The organism is Novosphingobium rosa NBRC 15208, from assembly GCF_001598555.1.
GTDB classification, from domain to species: Bacteria; Pseudomonadota; Alphaproteobacteria; order Sphingomonadales; family Sphingomonadaceae; genus Novosphingobium; species Novosphingobium rosa.
In genome coordinates, this window is record NZ_BCZE01000087.1 from 1 (window position 1) to 22254 (window position 22254).

18 protein-coding genes are annotated in these 22254 nt (G+C 61.9%); 16 read left to right on the plus strand and 2 right to left on the minus strand.

Translation table 11 applies throughout. The features are described from left to right. Positions 1 to 12 precede the first annotated feature (12 nt). Entirely contained in the window at positions 13 to 1266 is a 1254-nt protein-coding gene (locus SR3_RS25645; protein WP_456093774.1) for a type II restriction endonuclease, read from the minus strand. 264 nt (positions 1267 to 1530) lie between these two features. On the opposite strand from SR3_RS25645, the gene SR3_RS25650 reads away from it, so the two are divergent. The 16 genes from SR3_RS25650 (at position 1531) to SR3_RS25720 (ending at position 21018) form a co-directional block, all read left to right on the plus strand. Further along, positions 1531 to 4014 (plus strand): heavy metal translocating P-type ATPase, encoded by a 2484-nt coding sequence (locus SR3_RS25650; RefSeq protein WP_084455922.1) that lies wholly within the window; start codon positions 1531 to 1533, stop codon positions 4012 to 4014. 302 nt (positions 4015 to 4316) lie between these two features. Continuing rightward, positions 4317 to 4556 (plus strand): hypothetical protein, encoded by a 240-nt coding sequence (locus SR3_RS32525; RefSeq protein ID WP_245654099.1) that lies wholly within the window; start codon positions 4317 to 4319, stop codon positions 4554 to 4556. A 103-nt stretch (positions 4557 to 4659) separates the two neighbouring features. Continuing rightward, entirely contained in the window at positions 4660 to 4953 is a 294-nt protein-coding gene (locus SR3_RS25660) for a hypothetical protein (protein WP_068092636.1), read from the plus strand. Between the two features lie 130 nt (positions 4954 to 5083). Next, positions 5084 to 6313: a TolC family protein gene (locus tag SR3_RS25665; protein WP_068092639.1), complete on the plus strand. Its 1230-nt coding sequence runs from the start codon at positions 5084 to 5086 to the stop codon at positions 6311 to 6313. Further along, the gene (locus tag SR3_RS31950; RefSeq protein WP_084455923.1) at positions 6310 to 7644 is read left to right on the plus strand and encodes an efflux RND transporter periplasmic adaptor subunit; all 1335 of its coding nucleotides are present in this window, start codon (positions 6310 to 6312) and stop codon (positions 7642 to 7644) included. The genes SR3_RS25665 and SR3_RS31950 overlap by 4 nt, the downstream gene beginning before the upstream one ends. Continuing rightward, the gene (locus tag SR3_RS25675) at positions 7641 to 10778 is read left to right on the plus strand and encodes an efflux RND transporter permease subunit (protein ID WP_068092642.1); all 3138 of its coding nucleotides are present in this window, start codon (positions 7641 to 7643) and stop codon (positions 10776 to 10778) included. Before SR3_RS31950 ends, SR3_RS25675 begins: the two co-directional genes overlap by 4 nt. A 15-nt stretch (positions 10779 to 10793) precedes the next feature. Further along, positions 10794 to 11177, plus strand: a complete 384-nt coding sequence (locus SR3_RS25680) for a copper-binding protein (protein ID WP_068092645.1) — start codon at positions 10794 to 10796, stop codon at positions 11175 to 11177. A gap of 589 nt (positions 11178 to 11766) precedes the next feature. Further along, positions 11767 to 12096: a hypothetical protein gene (locus SR3_RS25685; protein ID WP_068092647.1), complete on the plus strand. Its 330-nt coding sequence runs from the start codon at positions 11767 to 11769 to the stop codon at positions 12094 to 12096. 74 nt (positions 12097 to 12170) lie between these two features. After that, the gene (locus SR3_RS25690; protein WP_068092651.1) at positions 12171 to 13433 is read left to right on the plus strand and encodes a TolC family protein; all 1263 of its coding nucleotides are present in this window, start codon (positions 12171 to 12173) and stop codon (positions 13431 to 13433) included. A 4-nt stretch (positions 13434 to 13437) separates the two neighbouring features. After that, positions 13438 to 14589, plus strand: coding sequence for an efflux RND transporter periplasmic adaptor subunit (locus SR3_RS25695; RefSeq protein ID WP_068092654.1), 1152 nt, complete (start codon positions 13438 to 13440; stop codon positions 14587 to 14589). A gap of 4 nt (positions 14590 to 14593) precedes the next feature. Beyond that, positions 14594 to 17824, plus strand: a complete 3231-nt coding sequence (locus tag SR3_RS25700; RefSeq protein WP_068092659.1) for an efflux RND transporter permease subunit — start codon at positions 14594 to 14596, stop codon at positions 17822 to 17824. Between the two features lie 96 nt (positions 17825 to 17920). Further along, positions 17921 to 18289, plus strand: a complete 369-nt coding sequence (locus SR3_RS25705) for a TFIIB-type zinc ribbon-containing protein (RefSeq protein ID WP_084455924.1) — start codon at positions 17921 to 17923, stop codon at positions 18287 to 18289. Positions 18290 to 18415: 126 nt separating this feature from the next. Beyond that, on the plus strand, positions 18416 to 18883 hold the full coding sequence (locus SR3_RS31640) for a hypothetical protein (protein ID WP_157099109.1): 468 nt from the start codon (positions 18416 to 18418) through the stop codon (positions 18881 to 18883). Next, positions 18873 to 19790 (plus strand): cation diffusion facilitator family transporter, encoded by a 918-nt coding sequence (locus tag SR3_RS25710; RefSeq protein WP_068092676.1) that lies wholly within the window; start codon positions 18873 to 18875, stop codon positions 19788 to 19790. Before SR3_RS31640 ends, SR3_RS25710 begins: the two co-directional genes overlap by 11 nt. A 62-nt stretch (positions 19791 to 19852) precedes the next feature. Beyond that, positions 19853 to 20332: an MgtC/SapB family protein gene (locus SR3_RS25715; protein ID WP_068092666.1), complete on the plus strand. Its 480-nt coding sequence runs from the start codon at positions 19853 to 19855 to the stop codon at positions 20330 to 20332. After that, entirely contained in the window at positions 20332 to 21018 is a 687-nt protein-coding gene (locus tag SR3_RS25720) for a ZIP family metal transporter (protein WP_068092668.1), read from the plus strand. The genes SR3_RS25715 and SR3_RS25720 overlap by 1 nt, the downstream gene beginning before the upstream one ends. A 776-nt stretch (positions 21019 to 21794) precedes the next feature. Here the strand turns inward: SR3_RS25720 and SR3_RS25725 are convergent. Beyond that, positions 21795 to 22211 (minus strand): undecaprenyl-diphosphate phosphatase, encoded by a 417-nt coding sequence (locus SR3_RS25725; protein ID WP_307564375.1) that lies wholly within the window; start codon positions 22209 to 22211, stop codon positions 21795 to 21797. Positions 22212 to 22254: the final 43 nt, after the last annotated feature.

The following is a 22254-nucleotide window of genomic DNA, read 5'->3' on the forward strand; positions in this document are numbered from 1 at the left end:
CTCACCGGATGGCTACCTCGAAACCGCCCTAATCGCCTTCAATCCTGATCCGAACCGGGCGATGGCCTCCCGATTTCGTTCAAGTTCGCCGTAAGGCAGATAGGAAATGTCGAGGTCGGCGATGCGGCTGAATGCTGGTCGCTGCAACTGCGTGCGAACATCCGCCTCACGGGAATCAGGTGCCACGAGGAACAGCCCTGCGGTCGCGTGAAGGTCGCTGCCGCTGAGCGCCAAATCGAGCATCCGCACGATCCCGGAATAAATGGACGTCGAGTGCTCCACCTCAAACGCTGCGGCAACATGATCGCCGCCCTTTTCAAGCCACAACACGTCGATCAATCGGATGGAATCCGCGCCCTTTGATGTCGCGATGGTGGCGGGCAGGCGCTCAAGGCATCCATAGCCCAACGGCGTTCCATTGAAAGTACGACCACGATCATTGGCGGCAATCCACACATCATAACCAAGCGCCAACCCTAGATCACGAAGCCATGACTGTATCTCGCTATGGGTGCGTTCGCTTTCGCCCTGTGCCATCGCTGCCTTGCTAAGTGTGCGCGCTTCTTCACGCGCCGCCTCAAGTCGCGATCCCCAGCTTGCCAGCGTCTCGCCGCTGCCGTCGAGAGGGGGCGCGGGATAACGGCCTGCCCCCACATCAAACAACAAACCGCCGATCGCACCCAGGTCGTTCGATAGCAGTTCGCGGTGCCGGTCGTTCAAGTCGAGTATGCCGGTTCTCATCGCCAGAAAATGTTCCCAGCTTCCGAGCTTTACGTTTGCGCCGGTCAGCGCATTGTAGCCTCTGACGATCGCGGTGTTGAAGGGTGGCACGAGCGTCGGATGCAGAAAATATAGCAGGTTTGCGACCGCTGGCCCTAGCCCTTTGATCTTCAAACGGTCGATCGTGTGGATATGGCCGATGATCTCTTCGGCCGTATCGCAACACGAGCAGGCATCGAGCAACCGACCGAACGCCCGCTGGTTTTCCGGGCTCTCGTATATGTCGGGGATACGGAGCTTGGGCTTCCACAGGAAAGCGTGATCCGCGCCTTTGAAGATTTGGCGCTGTTCGGCGACGGAGTGGACGACTGTTTCGAGCGACGACCCTCGATAAGCCACGCCAAACGTGCCGCGATCGATCTCGCTAACCACCTGAGTAATACCGCGCCGGATCGACCGGAAGTTTTTCAGGCGCTCATTCCAAAGAAACCAACTCCGATACGTCGCGCTCTGATCTTCACGCCAACGGATAATGAGCCGCCGCATCAGCGCATCACTGTCGTCGCCAATGGAAAGGGTATCGATCTGCGCTGTCATAAATCCCCGATTGCGTACCACGCGTAAGCGTGCTGAACGGTAGACCTAAGCTACGCTTGGCATCGCGTCGAGGGTGGCGAGCTATCGGACAAAATGTGAGGGCGAACCAGCTCCACCGCGTAGATTCAATGTACGCCCAAACATGGCATTACGGCCTTGTCCCTGACACGGTGTTAGACCCTACATGCTCTCGGGTCTAAGGAGTTCCATGCGATGAACGACCCACATTCCCATTCCGATGTCAGCGGCTGCGGCTGCGGCTGCGGCTGCTCAAAGGCCACGACCGAGCCCAATGCTCCGGCTTTGTCGTGCTGCGGGGAAGGCTCAATCGTAAAGCTTCCGGTCGAGCCTCACCATCAACCCGCCGAGCCGGCGAACTGCCGCAGGGGCCGCACGGAAAATAGTGCTGCTACGGTCAACGATCCGGTATGCGGGATGGCGGTTGACCCGGAAAAGACAGCGCAACATGCTGAACACGACGGCCATGCCTATCATTTCTGTAGCGCAAGTTGCCGCACCAAGTTCATCACTGATCCTGGCGCCTACCTTCGGAACAAATCAAAATCTCAACATTTGGCGATACCGGGTGCGATGTGGACATGCCCGATGCATCCGCAAATCCGCCGGGAAAGGCCGGGCACGTGCCCAATCTGCGGTATGGCACTCGAACCCGAAGAACCGTCGCTTGATGACGCGCCCAACCCGGAGCTAACCGACTTCACACGCCGGCTGTGGGTAGCGGGCACGCTCACGATCCCGCTACTGTTCGTCTCTATGTTCGCTGAGATGACCGGCTTGCACGTGGTCGGCGCGGTAGCCGCGCCTTGGGTTCAGCTCGGGCTTACAACGCCGATCGTCCTGTGGGCGGGCCTGCCCTTTTTCCAGCGAGGTTGGACCTCGATACGCACCCGCCATCTCAACATGTTCACGCTGATCGCGCTCGGTGTGGGCGCAGCGTTCCTCTACAGCCTTGTTGCTACACTCATTCCGAACACCTTGCCGGCACCCTTCCGTATTCATGGCGGGATGGTCCCGGTCTATTATGAGGCTGCCGGCGTTGTCGTGACCCTCGTGCTGCTCGGACAGGTTCTGGAACTGCGCGCCAGGGCGGCAACCGGCCGTGCGATACGCGCCCTGATGGGGTTGGCCCCGAAAACGGCCCGCCGGATCGCGTCCGACGGGTCTGAGGAAGAAGTCGATCTCGTCGACATTAAGGCCGGGGATCGACTGCGGGTTCGCCCAGGGGATGCCATCCCGGTGGACGGCGTAGTTGTCGAAGGACGCTCCTCGGTCGATGAGTCCATGCTCACCGGGGAGCCTGCGCCCATTCCCAAGGAGGCCGAAGCAGCTGTCACCGGGGGAACCGTCAACGGCACGGGGAGCCTGATCGTTGAAGCCCGCGCGGTCGGCTCGGACACTATGCTGGCGGGCATCGTCCGAATGGTTGCTGAGGCACAGCGAAGCCGCGCTCCGATTCAGGCGGTTGCCGATCAGGTTTCTGGTTGGTTCGTTCCCCTCGTCGTGCTGATTTCGTTAGCGACGTTCGTTATTTGGTCTTTGGTCGGTCCTGAGCCGCGCATGGGCCACGCCATCCTGAATGCTATCGCGGTGCTTGTCATCGCCTGTCCGTGTGCCCTTGGCCTTGCCACGCCTATGTCAATCATGGTCGGTACGGGGAGGGGCGCGACAGCTGGTGTCTTGGTCAAAAGTGCAGAAAGCCTACAGGCGTTTGATAAGGTCGATACGCTGGTCATCGACAAGACGGGCACTTTGACGGAAGGCAAACCTAAGCTGATTGCGGTAGAGACGGTGGACGGGTTCGAAGAAAACGAAATGCTCGCACTCGCTGCGGCGGTCGAAGGCCAATCCGAACACCCGCTCGCCCATGCAATCGTTGTTGCTGCAAAGGAACGAAATTTGCAGCTCGGCGCGGTTGCCGACTTCGCTTCCCAAACTGGGCTGGGTGTCAGCGCGAACGTCAACGGTCGGTCGATCGTTATAGGCAATGCGGCGCAGATGACGCGGATCGGCTCTGATCCGAAGCCGCTCGATGCCGCTGCCGATCGTCACCGTAAAGAGGGCGCCGGTGTAATGCTGATTGCTATCGATGGAATTCTTGCCGGCCTGCTGGCGGTGGCTGATCCTGTGCGGACTTCCGCGCGCGGGGCTATCGCCGATCTCCGGAAAGAGGGCTTGCGGGTGATTATGCTGACAGGCGACAACCAAACGACGGCTGATGCAATCGCACTCGTTGTGGGCGGGCTCGATCACGTGCGCGCCGATCTTCTGCCGGAGGACAAGAGCCGCATCATCGCAGAACTGAAAGCTGGCGGTGCCAAAGTTGCAATGGCAGGCGACGGCATCAACGATGCCCCTGCGCTTGCTGCGGCCGATGTCGGGTTAGCCATGGGCACGGGGACAGACGTGGCGATCGAAAGCGCTGGCATAACGCTGACGGGCGGCGATCTCTCCGCAATAGTGCGTTCGCGCAAGCTCGCACGTGCGACGATGCACAATATTCGCCAGAACCTCTTCTTTTCATTTTTTTTCAATGGCATCGGCGTACCAATCGCTGCCGGAATTCTTTATCCTTTCACAGGCATCCTCCTGTCGCCGATGCTTGCCGGCGCGGCGATGGCTCTTTCTTCATTTACAGTCATTCTAAACGCGCTGCGACTCAATACTGTAAAATTATAAATATATTGGTGACCTCAACGAGCAGCGGCGCCCCTATGTATGGCCGGCATGTCAAAGTTTTGGTTTTGTGCCCGAGCCGGTTTGTCGGAGCGTCATTGGGTCGCTTGCCGGTTTTTCTCTCCATGAATGAGCATTGCCTTGGCGGCATTGCGGGTGTAATTTAAGGCACCGTGAAAAGAGTCTTTCACCTTCTTCTCCTCATCGGAGCACTGATCGGGCTGTCTGGCCAGGGGGTTGCTTTTGCGACCATCGTGCCTGCGGTTTCCGTATCCACGACCATGTCCGCATCGAGTGGTGCTGGCATGTCCGATGACTGCATGAAGATGATGGCCCAGCAGCAGCCCGTGCAAAAGCCCTGCAAGAGCATGACGCTGGCTTGCATGGCCGGGATGGGCTGCATCGCGCCCATGGCGCTTCACAATGATGCGCCCATGCTGCTGACGCGCCAGATCAATCCCGTGCTGGGCTTCTGGCCCATTACGCCGATCCTGGATGGCAGCGCTCTCGCGCCTGAGCCCGAACCTCCGACTCTCCTTGGCTGATTGAACCAGCTCGCAAGGCTGACGGCATCACAGGCGCCTGTAGCGCTGTGACGCACTCCGTTCGCCTGCGGTTTTTATCAAGATTTGCCAAAGGATTACAGTCATGAAGAAGTTTGTTCTGCGCGCCCTTCTGGGCGTGGCTCTCGCTGCCCCCGCCGTTGCTTTCGCGGCGCCCGCCGACCACAACCAACAAGCCGGCCATTATGAATGGCGCTCGATCCCGCAATTTGGCCCGCGAGCCTCGGGCCCGGCACGCCAGCAGGTCTGGGTGGCCGATGCGACGCAAATGGCGAACTGTGACTGCGACATGATGAAGATGAGCAGCGCCAAGGCTGCCGATTGCATGACGCGGATGCAGGCCATGGCATCGCCGGTCTCGGGCCACCGGGCCGGCTAGGCCACGGCTCCGGCCGCTTAAAATCGGATTGAGGACCGGGGCATCAGTGACGGCGGGCTTTGCCTGCCGTCACTGACCCTACCTCCACGTTCGAGCCCTGGCGGCCTGATCCCGCGATCAGGAGATTTCCATGCGATGGTATCTTTGCTTGCCGCTCATCGCGGCACTGCCCCCGGCTGCATTCGCCGAACCGCTGACCTTCGAGGCCGCGCTGCGCAAGGCCGAGACTGCGGCTCCTTCCATTCACGCCAAATCTCTCGGCATCGATGCGGCACGTTCAGCACGAGGTGCTGCCGGCGCGCTGCCCGATCCAACTCTGGGCGCCAGTATCGAGAGCTTTCCGATCTCGGGCCCGCTTGCATTCGAGCCCCAGCGCGACGATTTCACGATGGCGCGTGTCGGGGTTTCCCAGGACATTCCCAATCTCGCCAAACGCCATGCCCAGCAGGCGCGAGCCGAGAGCGACATCAAGGCCGCCGAAGCTGACACCGCCGTGGAAGCCCGCTCTGTCGAGGTCGGCACGGCGCTGGCGTGGATCAATCTGGCCTATGCGCAGCGCCGCGTGGCCGCGCTCGACGACCTGCTCTCCGCCTTAGAACGCGTGGTCCGCACAACCCAGGGAGCGGTCGTCTCGGGAGGCACACGCCCGGCACAAACTCTTGCCGGACAGCAGGCCATCGCCGCCCTGGCGGATCGCCGCAGCGAGCTTGTTGCAAATGAGGCCAGGGCACGCGCGATGCTGACACGCTGGACCAGCGATCCGACGCCCGAGATTGCAGGCACAGTCCCGGATTTCGAGATCACCCCATCAGCGCTGCGTGCCGGCCTCGATCGCCATCCCGCCATCCGCATGATCGATGCCCAGGCAGGACAGGCCGATGCCGATGTTCGCCTGGCTGACGCAGGCCGACGCTCGGACTTCGGCGTCAATCTGGCCTATCAGCGCCGTGATCCCCGCTTTGGCGACTATGTTTCGGCGGGCGTCACGGTCAGCCTGCCCTTCTTCACCCGTCATCGCCAGAACGCGAGCATTGCCGCAGCTCAGGCCACTGCCGGAAAGGTCATTGCCGAACGCGAGGCAGCGAGGCGCGCTCTCGAAGCCGATCTCGATGCCGATCTGGCTGATCACCTGATGCATCATGAGCAATGGCTCCGCGCGCGTGACACGCTTCAACCGCTCGCACAGCAGCGGGTCAAGCTGGAGACGGCAAGCTATGCCGCCGGGCGCGCGAGCCTCGTCGATATTGCCGATGCCTATGCTGCCCTTGCCGACACAACCCTCACCACCCTCGACCGCGAAGCCCTGGTCGCCACCGATGGCGCCCGGCTGACCCTGACTTATCGGAGCGACGAGCGATGACCAAAGAAGCCTCTCCGCCGCGTCCTCGCCTCGTCTATGCGGGCCTCGCCATCATGGTGATCGCAGGCAGCGGCGGCTACGGCCTTGCACGCTGGACGAACCGCGACGCGGCCATGCCCGCCCCGGCTCAGGCATCCGCTTCGGACCACAAACCGCTTTACTGGTACGACCCGATGAAGCCGGACCAGCACTTCGACAAGCCCGGCAAATCCCCCTTCATGGACATGCAACTGGTCCCCAAATATCCTGAAGCTGGCGGCGACGATGCGCCCGGCATCCGGATCGATCCGGATGCCTCCCAGAGACTGGGGCTGCGCACTGTCGCTGTCCGGCGTGGAGAGATGGCGAGCGATCTGACCGCCACCGGAACGGTCGATTTCAACCAGCGCGATGTCGCGATCGTTCAGACGCGGGCTGCCGGCTTCGTGCAGCGGGTCTATGCCCGTGCGCCCGGTGATGTGATCGGCGCCGGTGCTCCGCTGGCCGACCTTCTGGTGCCGGAATGGGGCGGCGCACAGGCTGAATTCCTCGCTGTTCGCCGCACGGGCAACAAGGCGCTCATCGATGCCGCACGGCAGCGCCTCATGTTGCTGGGTATGCCATCGGGCATGATCGCAGGGGTCGAGCGAAGCGGGAGGCCTCATAACACCATCACCATCTCCACCCCGACCAGCGGCGTGATCAAGACCCTCAATGTCCGCGCAGGCATGACCATGGCGACAGGTCAGACCCTGGCCGAGATCAACGGCCTTGGCACCGTCTGGCTCAACGCCGCCGTTCCCGAAGCCATCGCGGCGCCCCTTAAGCCTGGGCAACCGGTGCAAGCCACGCTGGCAGCCTTCCCTGGCGAGACCCTGTCGGGCCGGATCGCTGCCATCCTGCCCGAAACCCAGGCCGACAGCCGAACGCTGACCGTGCGCATCGAACTGCCCAATCGGGGCGGGCGCCTTCGCCCCGGCATGTTCGCGACAGTGTCGCTTCAGGGCAACCGCCAACCGGCCGTGCTGGTGCCAACGGAGGCGCTCATCCGAACCGGCAAACGAACGCTGGTGATGCTGGCCCTCGATCAGGGCCGCTATCGCCCGGCGGAAGTTCAGACGGGCCGAGAAACCGATGGCGAGACCCAGATTCTCGCCGGCCTGTCGGAAGGCGAAAAGGTCGTCGCATCGGGACAATTCCTCCTCGATTCCGAAGCCAGCCTGTCCGGCATGCAGGCTCGTCCGATCAGCGAGATGGCTCCGGCAGCACCCGGCGTGCTCCAAGAGGCATCAAGCGGGATGAAGCGGGCCCCCCAGCCTATGCCCGCTATGAGCGGGATGACTGGCCAATGATCGCACATCTCATCCGCTGGTCGGTCAGGAACCGCTTCTTCGTTCTGATCGGCATGCTCGCACTGGTCGGCGCCGGGGTCTGGGCAGTACGCTCTACTGCCATCGATGCCCTGCCCGATCTCTCCGATGTTCAAGTGGTGATCCGCACCTCCTATCCCGGACAGGCACCCCGCATCGTCGAGAACCAGGTCACCTATCCGCTCACCACCACCATGCTGTCCGTGCCCGGCGCCAAGACGGTGCGCGGCTACTCCTTCTTCGGGGACAGCTTCGTCTATGTGATCTTCGAGGATGGAACCGACCTGTACTGGGCGCGCAGCCGCGTGCTCGAATATCTCAATCAGGTGCAGGGCCGCCTGCCGCCAGGCGCGCGCAGCGCCTTGGGGCCAGATGCCACCGGCGTGGGCTGGGTCTATGAATATGCGCTGGTCGACCGATCAGGCCGCCACGATCTGTCGCAACTGCGCAGCCTTCAGGACTGGTTCCTGCGCTATGAGCTGAAGACCGTGCCGGGCGTGGCCGAGGTCGCCAGCATCGGCGGCATGGTCAGGCAGTATCAGGTGCTGCTCGATCCGGTGAAGCTGGCCGCCTATGGGGTGACGCATAGTCAGGCGGTGCAGGCGATCCAACAGGCCAATCAGGAGGCGGGCGGCTCGGTGCTGGAAATGGCCGAGGCCGAATATATGGTCCGCGCCTCGGGCTATCTGCAGACACTCGATGACTTTCGCGCCATTCCACTGAGAACCGCGTCAGGCGGCGTGCCGATCCGCCTTGGCGATGTGGCAACGATCCAGATCGGCCCGGAGATGCGGCGCGGCATTGCCGAATTGAACGGCGAGGGCGAAGTCGCGGGCGGCGTGGTGATCCTGCGCTCGGGCAAGAACGCGCGCAAAACCATCGCGGCGGTGAAGGACAAGCTCGCCACGTTGAAGAAGAGCCTGCCTGCCGGCGTCGAGGTCGTGCCGGTCTATGACCGCTCGCACCTGATCGACCGCGCGATCGAGAACCTGACCCACAAGCTGATCGAGGAGTTCATCGTCGTCGCTTTGGTCTGCGGCCTGTTCCTCTGGCATGTCCGCTCGGCCCTCGTAGCGATCATCACGCTGCCGCTGGGCGTGCTCGCAGCCTTCATCGTCATGCATATCCAGGGCGTGAACGCCAACATCATGTCGCTTGGCGGGATCGCCATCGCGATCGGCGCCATGGTCGATGCCGCCGTGGTCATGATCGAGAACGCCCATAAAAAGATCGAGCGGTGGGAGCATGACCACCCGGACCAGCCTCTCACGGGCGAGACCCGCTGGCGCGTCGTCACCGAGGCTGCCGCCGAGGTGGGCCCCGCGCTGTTTTTCAGCCTGCTGATCATCACCCTGTCCTTCATTCCCGTCTTCACGCTGGAAGCGCAGGAAGGCCGGCTGTTCGCTCCGCTGGCTTTCACCAAGACCTATGCCATGGCGGGGGCGGCCATCCTGTCGGTGACGCTGGTGCCAATCCTGATGGGCTGGCTGATCCGGGGCAAGATACCTGCGGAACAGGCCAATCCGCTCAACCGCTGGCTGACCGGCCTGTACCGTCCAGCCATCGATTGGACCTTGCAGAACCCCAAGCAGGTGCTGCTGATCGCCGTGCTGATCTTCGCCACCACGGCATGGCCGCTCGCCCGGCTTGGCGGCGAATTCCTGCCCAATCTCGATGAGGGTGACCTGCTCTACATGCCCTCTGCCTTGCCGGGCCTCTCGGCGGCCAAGGCCTCCGACCTTCTTCAGCAGACCGACCGCCTGATCAAGACCGTGCCCGAAGTGCAAAGCGTTTTCGGCAAGGCCGGCCGCGCGGAGACCGCCACCGATCCGGCTCCACTCGAGATGTTCGAGACCACCATCCAGTTCAAGCCGCGCGACCAATGGCGACCGGGCATGACGCCTGACAAACTCATCGAGGAATTGGACAGAACGGTCAGGCTGCCCGGCCTTGCCAATGTCTGGGTGCCACCGATCCGCAACCGGATCGACATGCTGGCCACCGGCATCAAGAGCCCGATCGGGGTGAAGGTGTCTGGCGCCGATCCCGCCGAGCTCGATCGCATCGCCCATGATGTCGAAACCGTGGCCAAGCGCATTCCCGGCGTCAGCTCGGCGCTGGCCGAGCGATTGACCGGCGGGCGCTATGTCGATGTGAACATCGACCGCGCGGCGGCGGCCCGCTTCGGTCTCAACATCGCGGATGTGCAGGCCATCGTCTCCGGCGCGGTGGGTGGCGAGACGATCGGCGAGACGGTCGAGGGGCTGGCCCGCTACCCGATCAGTGTGCGCTATCCGCGCGAATTGCGTGACAGTCTTGAAGGCCTGCGAACCTTGCCGGTCCTGACGCCCTCCGGGCAGCAGATCACGCTTGGGACCGTCGCGAACATTGCGATCACCGACGGGCCTCCCATGCTCAAGACCGAAAACGCCCGGCCTTCCACCTGGGTCTATATCGATGTGCGCGGGCGCGATCTTGCCTCGGTGGTCGGTGACCTGCAGCATGCGGTGGCGAAGGATGTCAGGCTCTCGCCCGGCGTCAGCATCGCCTATTCTGGCCAGTTCGAATATCTCCAGCGGGCTACCGACAGGCTGAAGCTGGTCGTGCCCGCCACGCTGCTGATCATTTTCGTGCTGCTCTACATGATCTTCGGTCGCTTCGATGAGGCGGCGCTGATCATGGGAACGCTGCCCTTTGCCCTGACCGGCGGCATCTGGGCCCTCTATCTGCTTGGCTTCAACCAGTCGGTTGCGACCGGTGTCGGCTTTATCGCGCTGGCCGGTGTCTCGGCCGAATTCGGCGTCGTGATGCTGATCTACCTGAAGAATGCGCTGGAGGAGCACAACGGCGATCCTGCCCAGGGCGAGGTTCAGGCCGCCGTGCGGGACGGCGCGCTGCTGCGCGTGCGCCCTAAAGCCATGACGGTCGCGGTGATCCTGGCCGGTCTGCTGCCGATCCTGCTGGGATCAGGGGCAGGATCGGAGGTGATGAGCCGGATCGCCGCCCCGATGATCGGCGGCATGCTGACAGCGCCGCTGCTGTCGATGTTCGTCCTGCCCGCCGCCTATCTGCTGCTTCGGCAACGGCGGGCAAAATCCAAAGCTCAACCCCTTTAAAGCAAGGAGAAAACTATGACCTACCTTCGACTGACCATTGCGCTCGGCCTCGCCGCTCTGACCGCTGCCTGCGACAAGAAAGCAGAGGCACCGGCATCGACGGACAGCAACCAGCCTGCTTCTGCCACCAGCAGCATGCCGGGCACCATGGCGATGGAGCCCTCGGCAGCGGCAGCCATTGAGGCCAAAGGCCACGGGATCGTGACCGCGATCGACAAGGCGGCCGGTATGATCACGCTCTCGCATGACGCCATCCCCGAAGCGAAATGGCCGGCCATGACGATGGGCTTCAAGGCCGCTCCGGGTGTCACCGATGCCGTTGCGGTGGGGGACAAGGTCGATTTCGATATCACGATCAAGGGCAGCGCAGGCGAGGTGACGGCGATCCACAAGCGATAATGCGTCGGGGCTGGCACGATCTGTTCAAAGTCGTGCCAGCCTTCGTGAAACAGGCGATCATTGGGCCAACAACGCGAAACGGTTGATTATTTGTCTAGGATCAATTCCTTAGGCGCCAGCCATATGCGCCTTTTCCACTTATGAGCTCGACCGAGCGATCCTTCTTCACCCGCGACAAAGCCGCCGTTTAGCGAACGGATTTCAGTCAGCAATGGCTGACGTTCGTTCACGACGCCTGAAATGGAGTGACATGCTGGAGCCTAATCTCAAACGCGGACAGCAGCGCAGCGGCTTGCCTGATTTGAACTGCATTTGGCGTTCTGCGAGCATAGAGGCCTTTGGTTATATTATCTTTCAGAACTCAATTCTCCTCCAATTCTTATTATAATAGATATATATTGCAATATAATATCAGAAACTCCCATGCATTCAAAAGTTAATCAATAAATTTTATAATAAAAACATGATGATTTTTGTAATGACGATGATCAATTTCCGATGTTGTTACAAAATATCATCCCTTCAACCGTCATTTGATTAACGATTATTTTGAGATGACAGCCACCTCCTTTTGCGCTACGGGAGGCTGATGTTTCGCCGAGCCCGCCTTCTGCTGTGCCTGCTTATCGCGTCGCTGTTTGTGACGGCGACGGTGCATGCCCAGGAGATTTCGCTCAGCTCGATGATCGACTGCTCCGGGGTTGTTCACTCCAGTGGCGACGCAGATCAGTCGAAGGGCGATGCCGATAAGCCTGTGCCGCACCATCATGGAAGCCACCAGAGCCCATCCGCTTTTGCCCCCATCGTCACCAGCGGCGATTTACCGATCGCGCTGGCGGCTCCTGCCGCTCCCGAATATGCCACGACCGCGATCCATCGCTGGTCGGTCGGCCCTGGCCTTCGCCCCCCAATCGCCTGACCCATCGTATATAGAGCCCATCGTCGCGCCTGCGGCGAACGGGCGCCCATGTCTCATGGTCAGGACACCTACTCATGTATCGCTATTATGCGGCCCTGCTGGCCGCTACGTCCTGCGCGTCACTCGCGCAGGCGCAAGACTTGCCGTCGGCTGTCGCCACGACACCGGCCTTTACTCTTGATGACGCTGTTGCCGCTGCCGGCGGTTCGGCCCCCGCGATCGATGCTGCGAAGGCCGGAATCGATGCTGCGCGCGCTGCCCGAACGGTTGCGGGGCTACGCCCCAACCCGACCGTGCAAACGCAGGTCGAAAACATCGGCGGCTCTGGTGTTTACCGCCAGTTTGACACCTCTCAGACGACGGTTTCCCTCGGGATTCCAATCGAGCTGGGCGGCAAGCGATCGGCTCGCGTTGCGGTAGCAGATGCGCAAACCGACCGCGCGCTGCTTACCGCTGCAATCGCCCAAGCCGACATCCGCTTTCAGGTCACTCAGCTCTATATCGAGGCGGTGGCCGCCGAGCGGCGTGCCACCAATGCCATTGAGCAGTTTCGGATCGCCAACGACACCGCAAGTGCCGCGCGCGTAAGGGTTCAGGCCGGTCGTGCCTCGCCCATCGAAGAACAGCGCGCCGATGTGGCGAAGGTCAACGCGGAGGCCGGGGTCGAGCGGGCAAAACGTCTGGCCGAAGCCGCACGCGCCAACCTGACCCGCCGGATTGGACACCCGTTTACCGGCACGCTGAACTCCAACTGGCTCGATAGCTTGCCCGCCAAGGGCTATGGCCCGCTGGAACCTATCAATGCCGCAGGCACCCTATCGCTGGCAGCAGCGAATGCAGACCTGGCGGTGGCTGATGCCGGTGTTCGTCTGGCCCGGTCGCAGCGCGTACCCGATCTCAATGTCGGCCCGGGCGTGCGCCATATCGCACCGGGTGATGTCGCCTTTGTCGTCACCTTCTCGATGCCGATCCCGATCTTCAACTCTGGATCGGCGGCGGTGTCTCAGGCCGGCGCGCAGCGCGTTCAGGCCGAGGCCCAGAAGCGGATGACCGCGCTCGATATGGAGCAGGCCATCACAGACGCGCAGGCCGAGGAAGCCAATGCCGCGACCACGGCCCGCACCGCCAATGGCCCGGCGTTGGCCGCCGCGCAGGAAGCGGCTCGCATTGCACGTATCGGCTATCGCGAGGGCAAAATCGGCCAGCTCGATCTCCTCGATGCGGAGCGCACGCTCGCCGAAACCCGCATTGCCGCGATCGATGCGCTCGCGACCTATCAGAATGCCAAGGCCCGGTTGGAGCGTCTGACCGCTCCCGCGCCAGAACAGGGGAATTGATCCAATGACACTGACCAACAAGGCCATGCTTCTGGCCCCGCTGACGCTTGCCATCATGCTTGGTGGATGCGGCGGCGAAGCGAGCAAAAAGGATGAGCCAGCCCAGGAGAAGGCTGCCAGCAAAGCGCCTGGAGTCGATGAGAACAAGGTCACGCTGTCCGAAGACCAGATCCGGTCTGCCGGCATCCAAATCGCTCTGCCGACCATCGGTGGAACCGGGGTGCTGGAGCTGCCCGCCATCATCGAGGGCGATCCGCAGGGCACGCAGGTTGTCTCGGCGGCTATCGGGGGGCGGGTTGTCTCTTTAAGCCGGAACCTCGGTCAGTCAGTCGGGCGCGGCCAAACGCTGGCCGTGATCGAAAGCCGTGAGGCAGCCCAGCTCAATGGCGAGGTTCAGGCCACAAGGGCGCGTCTGGCGCTGGCAAACTCGAACCTCGCGCGTGAGCAGAGGCTGTTTGCCCAGCGCGTATCCCCCGAACAGGATCTGATCGCAGCCCGCACCGCCGCGACCGAAGCGCGGATTGCCTATACGCAAGCGCAACAGCAGGTTTCGGCCGCTGGCGCGGGGGGCGGTGGGCTCAACAGGCTGGCGATCACGGCGCCCGTTTCGGGCCAGGTCATTTCGCGCAGCGTCGTGCTGGGGCAGACCGTTGCGGCCGACGCCGAACTCTATCGGGTTGCCAATCTCTCCAGCGTCTCTTTGTCGCTCAGCCTCCAGCCCGCCGATGCCGGGCGGGTCCGGCCCGGCAACAGCGTCACTGTGACGGCCGCCGGTCGCAAAGCCACGGCCAACATCAGCTTCGTGTCTCCCGCACTCGACGCACAAACCCGTCAGGTGCCGGTGATCGCCACGCTCGACAACAAGGGCATGGAATGGCGCGTGGGTGAGCCGGTCACGGCTGCGGTGCAGCTCTCCGGCAGTGGCGGCGACGGCGCGGTGCGCGTGCCCAGCACGGCCATCCAGACCGTGGAGGGCAAATCTGTGGTCTTCGTACGAACCAAGTCCGGCTTCCAGGCGGTCCCGGTCTCTCTGGGCGACAACAGCGGCGCGACTGTGATCGTGCGTTCCGGCCTCACGGGCCGCGAGCAGATCGCCACGGTGAACAGCTTCACGCTCAAGGCCGAACTCGGCAAGAGCGAAGCGCAAGAGGACTGAGCTCATGATCGCCCCAATCGTCAATTGGGCGGTTCACAAGCGCTGGCTCGTCCTGCTTCTGACCGCCATCGCCGCTGTGATCGGCGCCGTCGCCCTGTCGCGCCTGCCTATCGATGCAGTGCCAGACATCACCAACAATCAGGTCCAGATCAACGTCAAGGCGCCGGCGCTTTCGCCCGAGCTGGTCGAGAAGCAGGTTGCCTTCCCGATCGAGACGGCCCTTGCTGGCATCCCCGGTCTGGAAAACACCCGCTCGCTCAGCCGCAATGGCTTTGCCCAGATCACGGCGGTTTTCGACGACAAGACCGACATTTATTTTGCGCGGCAACAAGTCACTGAGCGCCTGGGCGGTGTGGCTAGCAATCTGCCGAGCGGCGCCTCCCCGGAAATGGGGCCGATCGCGACGGGCCTTGGCGAAGTCTATATGTGGACCGTCAGGCTGGAGCATCGCAAGGATGACAAGCATCTGCCCGGCGAGCCCGGCATGCAACCCGACGGCAGCTACATCACGCCCGAAGGTGATCGCCTGACCAACGATACCGAGAAGGCGACCTATCTGCGCACCGCGCAGGACTGGATCGTCGCCCCCCTCCTTAAAAACACCAAGGGGCTCGCCGGCATCGACTCCATCGGCGGTTATGTGAAGCAGTTTCAGGTCATTCCCGACGTACAGCGTCTGGCGACGCTGGGCTTGACCCTGACCGATCTGAGCACCGCGCTTGAGAAAAACAACACCAGCGTCGGCGGCGGCTTCGTCAACCGCAATGGTGAGGGGCTGGCTGTCCGCTCGGATGCTCTGGTCCGCAACACCAATGAGCTGTCGCGTATCATCGTCGCCACCCGCAACGGGACGCCGATAACGCTCGGCCAGGTGGCCACGGTGAAGATCGGACACGCCATCCGCATGGGCTCCGCATCGCAGAACGGTACGGAAGTCGTTGTCGGCACGGCCATCATGCGGATCGGTGAAAACAGCCGCACGGTCGCAACCGCCGTGGCTGACCGTCTCGAAGCCATCAACGCCTCCCTGCCGCCTGATGTGATCGTCCAGCCTGTGCTCAACCGTACTGCGCTGGTGAACAAGACGATCAAGACAGTCGGCAAGAACCTGGCCGAGGGCGCGCTCCTCGTGATCGTGGTGCTGTTTGCGCTGCTCGGCAATTTCCGCGCGGCGCTGATCGCAGCCATGGTCATCCCGGTGACGATGCTGCTGACCGGCTTCGGCATGATGCGGGCCGGGGTATCGGCAAACCTCATGAGCCTTGGCGCGCTTGATTTTGGTCTCATCGTCGATGGCGCGGTCATCATCGTGGAAAATGCGCTGAGCCGCATGGCGCACAGGCAGGAGCATGAAGGGCGCCTGCTGACTTTGCAGGAACGGCTTGCAACGGTGGCCACCGCTGCCCGCCAGATGATCCGGCCCTCAGTCTACGGTCAGGCGATTATCATTCTGGTCTATGTGCCGCTGCTCACCCTGACGGGTGTGGAGGGCAAGACCTTCGTGCCCATGGCGCTGACCGTCATCATCGCACTCGCTTTCGCCTTCGTCCTGTCCCTCACGGCGGTTCCGGCCGCGATCGCCATCTGGCTGTCGAACAAGATCAACGAAGAGGAAGGGCGGATCATGAGCTGGCTGAAGTCCCGCTATGAGCCGGGCCTCGAGAAGGCCATGAAACGCCCGACCCTGACGATCGGCACTGGGATTGGCGGGTTCATTCTCGCCATTGCGGCCTTCATGTCGCTGGGGCAGGTGTTCTTGCCGCAGCTCGATGAAGGCGACCTCCTTATCCAGGCCCTCCGCATTCCGGCAACATCGGTGCAGCAGAGCCAGGCCATGCAGGTGCCCATCGAAAAGATGATGGCCAAGCAGCCGGAGGTTCAGTTCGTCTTTTCCAAGACCGGCACCGCCGAACTGGCATCCGATCCGATGCCGCCCAACGCCACGGATATGTTCGTTATCCTCAAGCCGCACAGCGAATGGCCCAATCCTGGCTTGTCAAAGGCAGATCTTATCAAGCGTTTTGAGGGCGATCTGAACAAATTCCCCGGAAATGCCTATGAAATCACCCAGCCCATCCAGATGCGCTTCAACGAGCTGATCGCGGGTGTGCGCGGTGACATGGCGATCAAGGTCTACGGCGACGACTTCAACGCCATGAATGCGACGGCTGACAAGATCGCCAGTGTCCTGCGGCGCACACCCGGCGCCGCCGATGTGAAAGTTGAGCAGACCTCGGGCCTGCCCATGCTCGACATTCGCGTCAATCGTGACGCCATGTCGCGTGTTGGCGTGACGGCGCAGGATGTTCAGGACATCGTGACCGCAACGCTGGGGGGCAAGACCTCGGGTATGATCTTCGAGGGCGATCGCCGCTACCCCGTCGTCATTCGCCTGTCCGATGCCCAGCGTGCCGACCTGTCCACGCTGGAGCAGGTTCAAGTTCCGGTGGCAGGCGGAAAGTTCGTCCCGCTTGCCAGCGTGGCGGAGATCAAGATCTTGGATGGTCCGAACCAGATCAGCCGCGAGAACGGCAAGCGGCGCGTGGTGGTGCAAGCCAATGTGCGCGGGCGCGACATTGCCAGCGTGGTGAAGGATGCTCAGGCAACGATCGCCAAGGAAGTCCGCCTTCCTGCCGGCAGTTATCTGGAATGGGGCGGCCAGTTTGAAAATCTGGCTTCGGCACGCGCCCGGCTTCAGCTCGTGATCCCGGCCTGCTTCGTGCTGATCCTCATGCTGCTTTATGGCGCTCTGGGTTCGGCGCGTGACGCGGCGATCGTCTTTACCGGAGTGCCACTGGCGCTGGTGGGCGGCGTGCTGGCGCTGTTCCTGCGAGGCATGGATTTCTCCATCTCGGCAGCGGTTGGCTTCATCGCGCTATCGGGCATCGCGGTGCTCAACGGTTTGGTCATGGTCTCCTCGATCCACGATCTGATGAAACGCGGCATGGACAGGGCCGAGGCTGCACGAAAGGGCGCGATCCAGCGTTTGCGACCTGTCGTGATGACGGCGCTGGTCGCAAGCCTTGGCTTCGTCCCGATGGCCTTGGGCACCGGGGCTGGCGCCGAAGTGCAAAAGCCGCTGGCAACGGTGGTGATCGGCGGCCTGGTGTCAGCCACCCTGCTGACCCTGTTCGTGCTGCCGACCCTCTACGCCCGCTATGGCCGCAGCGACATCCCGCTCGACGAAGACCTCGACGATCATGAGGCCGAGCAGGACGGGGCGCCGCACGTCTAGGTCCATGTGCAAGCAGCCGGGCGGGAACGAGCCAAACTTGACCTCGCCCGGCATTAAAATCCCAAAATTCACCCTTCGATTGAAGAGGATAGTGTCATGACGGATAACACCACTCACCAAGGCCTCCCTTGCCCGGTGTGCAAGGTCTCTCTTGTGATGAGCGAGCGGCAAGGCATTGAAATCGACTATTGCCCGCAATGCCGTGGTGTCTGGCTCGATCGCGGCGAGCTGGACAAGATCATCGAGCGCAGCATGAACGAGGCGCCGATGCCTCAGGTGCCCACGCCCCAATCGCCAATTCCCCAAGGCCCCTTCGGCCAGGCCGGCGGAGATTACGGCTACGGCTACGACAACAGGCATGGTGGTGGCCACGGCGGCGGCCATGGCGGTGGCAGTCATGGCGGTGGCGGCCACGGTAGCGGTCACGGCGGCCGGAAAGGCTTCCTGCGCAACCTGTTCGACTGAAGATCGTGAACTGGTCACCGCACGATTGAGCCCTTCGGAAGCCGTGTGAGAATGGCCCGCGCCATGGGTGTTTTCCCCCAAAATGCTCATGGCGAACGATCTCGGAACCAAAGGAGGCAGAAAGTCATGAGAGGGCAAATCAGCGTATCATTACGAGCCCGCCTCCTCGTGCTTCTGGCAGCCGCCATCAATCTGTCGGCCTGCTCCCCGCCAGAGGATAAACACGAATCCTATGCCGTGCATGACCGGGCATCGACCCCGAGCCTGATCGGCGAGCATTTCTACACCTGTAACGATCGCTCAGTCATTGAAGTCGATTTTCTGGATGACGGACTGACCCTGAACTTGACCAAAGTGCCCCATGGAAAGCCTGTCCGGTTAGTATCGCCGGCAACGGGCCGTCCTTATTCCGGTGGTCACCTCACAGTGTCACTTTCCAATGGAGGTATGCTGACAGTGAAAGGGCCAAGGGGTCTGTCCTCGCAGTGCAACCGCATTCGGCGCGATAAGCACACCGATGCGATCGAGCGTGATGCCCAGATCTCGGTGACGAGCGTTGGAACCCAATCCACTGGAGAACATGATGGCACATGACCATGGCCAGGGCGGCCATTCGCACGACCATACCGCTGGCGCCAATGCCAAGATGCTGGGGTGGGCGCTTGCGCTGACCTCGATCTACCTCGTGGCCGAGGTTGTCGGCGGCATTGTCTACAACAGCCTCGCGCTGCTTTCCGACGCCGCCCATATGATGACCGATGTTGCAGCGCTGGTGATCGCGCTGATGGCCATCAAGCTGGGTACCAAGCCGTCTGACGACAAGCGGACCTATGGGTATCGCCGCTTCGAGATCCTGGCTGCCACCTTCAACGCGGTCCTGCTGTTTGCCGTCGCGATTTATGTTTTTGTCGAGGCGATCAAGCGCTTCAGCCAGCCTCAGGAAGTCCAGTCCGTAGGCATGATGATCGTTGCGGCGGTCGGGCTGGTGGTCAACATCGCATCGATGCGCCTGCTGATGTCGGGGAGCGACAAAAGTTTTAACGTCAAGGGGGCCTATCTGGAGGTTTGGGCCGATATGATCGGCTCGATCGGCGTTATCCTTGGCGCGGTAGCCATCCGTTTCACGGGCTGGACCTGGGTTGACCCCATCGTCGCCGTGGCGATCGGGCTGTGGGTTTTGCCGCGCACATGGATTTTGCTGCGCGACACAACCAATGTACTGCTCGAAGGCGTCCCCTCTGGGATGAGCCTGCCCGAGATCCGCGCGGCGATTTCCAAAGTCCCCGGCGTTGGCGGGCTTCACGACCTCCATATCTGGTCGATGAGCAATGACGACGTGAGCGCGACGATGCATATCACGCTGACCACCGAGGCGGACGCTGATCAGGTGCGGGCAGCGGTGGCTGGCCTCCTTCATAATAGCTATGGCATCGAGCACAGCACGATCCAGACCGAGGGGCCAGAGGCCGAATGCAGCCATCGTGAAGAACTTCACCCCTGATGCGCCAGCCAGTTCCCTTCTTCTGAGCGGCTTGTGGCCGTGATCGCGATTGGACCGTCAAAATGACACTGTCGCCTTGGTGGGAAGCCCTGTCCCATGTCCTGAGCCTCGCCCTGGCCTATGCGCTTGCGCTGCCAGTTGGCTGGGACCGTGAGAAGGACGAACGTAGCGCAGGCATCCGCACCTTCCCGCTTGTCGCGATCGCCAGTTGTGGCTTCGTGCTGGTCGGTCTCGCCGTCCTCGGCCGGACCGATCCTGCCCAAGCCCGAATCATCGAAGGCTTGATTACGGGGGTCGGATTCATCGGGGGCGGAGCAATCTTGAAGCATGGGGGTAAGGCATCGGGCACCGCTACTGCCGCAAGCCTGTGGGCGACCGGGGCTCTGGGAGCTGCTGTCGGCTACGGCCTCTATGACATCGCCGTCGTACTAAGTCTGACGACCTACCTGACGCTGCGATGCTCACGCCCGCTGAAGCGCGCCTCGCTTCAACAGCCAGCGGAGCAGCCATCGGTGAAGAAGACACTTTCGAGGAGCGGCTAATGTCAGCGATTTTCTATACGCTCATCCCTCTCGTGGCAGTTCTGGTTGGCGCGATCCTATCGACAGCTCGGCGCCCCGGTGCTGGCTTCGTCAGCGCCATGCAGCATCTTGCGGCAGGCGTCGTGTTTGCCGCCGCCGCAACCGAGATCCTGCCGCAGATCAAGCATGATGCCTCGCCTGCCGCCACCCTGTTGGGTGGCATAGTCGGTGTGGCCGTCATGCTGCTTCTGAAGCAGTTGGAGGGCCGCGCCAAAGGCCCCGTGGCGATGCTCGGCGCCGTAGGGATCGACATTCTGGTTGATGGCTTGGTCCTCGGCCTCGCATTCGTCGCGGGGGAGAAGGCGGGCATCCTTTTGACCGTCGCCCTGACCTTGGAAGTGCTGTTCCTCGGTCTGACCGTCACCGCCGAACTCGGCGAGACGATCACGTCGAAGCTGCGGGTGATCGCGACAGTGTTCGGGCTGAGCCTGCTTCTGCCGCTGGGTGCGGCGATCGCCATGCCGGTCGCGGTGCTGCCGACGCCCGTGATCGTGGGCTTTCTGAGCTTCGGGTTGATGGCGCTGCTTTACCTTGTCACCGAAGAGCTGCTGGCCGAAGCGCATGAGCAGCCAGACAGCCCGCTTATCAGCGCGATGTTTTTCGTCGGCTTCCTCGGCCTTCTCGTGATCGAAGAGGTGCTGCCGTGAACGCAGTCTGCCGGACATATCGGTATCGCGAGCCATTCGCCGCCAAAGCCAGCGACCTCCTCCTTCCGACCATCGATATGATCGTCAACTGAAGGGCATGACATGATTATAGGCACTTATGACTCAAGTCGACGATATCTTGTATTATGCCAATGACATATCGCAACCAGACACCTAGCCAACCAGTCGGCAATGACATCGGGGCAGGTCGGCACTTTTGCCTCAGCTACCATCGTACCATCCGAAGTTACCACGCAGATCGCCGTATCTTCTTGCGACACGTCCAGCGCAGTAAACATTTCCATCGTAACCTCCCTGCTGAGACTCCGACCCGGTGCCGGAGCGACTGATCCATCATGCAGCAGTGGAGGCCCCAATTGGATCATGGCGATTACGCTAAGTGGTGTAGCTGGGGGTGATCACCGCGTTATCCGGCGTCAGCCAGGGCAGGTCATGTTCCGGGCACACCCGAGAGCATGACGATGGGATTGTCGCTCACCGGGGCCATTGTTTCAAGAGCCATGTAGCGCCCGCTCTTGCCGACGTTGGCCAGTGCATTGCTCATGAAGTGGGCGCGGGGGCTGTGAAAAAGGCAGCGTTACGCGTTTCACTGGCTTTGTGGTTGTCATAGAGGCGGTCGATGTTAGGCGAGCGCAAGGCGGAATAGTTCGAGTTTTTTGCGGGTAGCCTTAGTGATCTGATCCCGGATGAGCATATTTTGGTCCGGGTCGATGGTGTCCTTGACCTGACTTGGCTGCGGACGAAGTGGCCGACCTTTATTGTTCCGATAGTGAGCAGCCTGGTATCGAACCCGAAGTGGTGTTGAGGCTGTTCGACAGAAAGGCGCCCGCCAGTACGATCGGGGCCGTCGCGGGAGCGATCCAGATTGCCAGACGGAGGTTGGGATCGGCGAACTGCCGGCGGACGATTGCCGACCCCGAGCCAAGTACCAGGCGGCGTACATCCTGCCAGAAATAGCTGATCACCGTGGCGAGTGCTGCAAGCTGCATCGCGGCTGAAAAAGCCGAGCCGGGATCCCGCCATCCCAACAGAGCCGGGACGACCCGCATATGGGCTGTTGACGAAATCGGCAGAAGTTCGGTGATGCCTTGCACCACTCCCAGTATGGCGACCTTGGCATAGCCCAGTGTCACGAAGCCCGTGTCGATGCCCGCGGCACATTGTCCGGCCATATCAGTACAGTCCTTCTCGGTGGTGGGTAAGCGAAGATCGCCG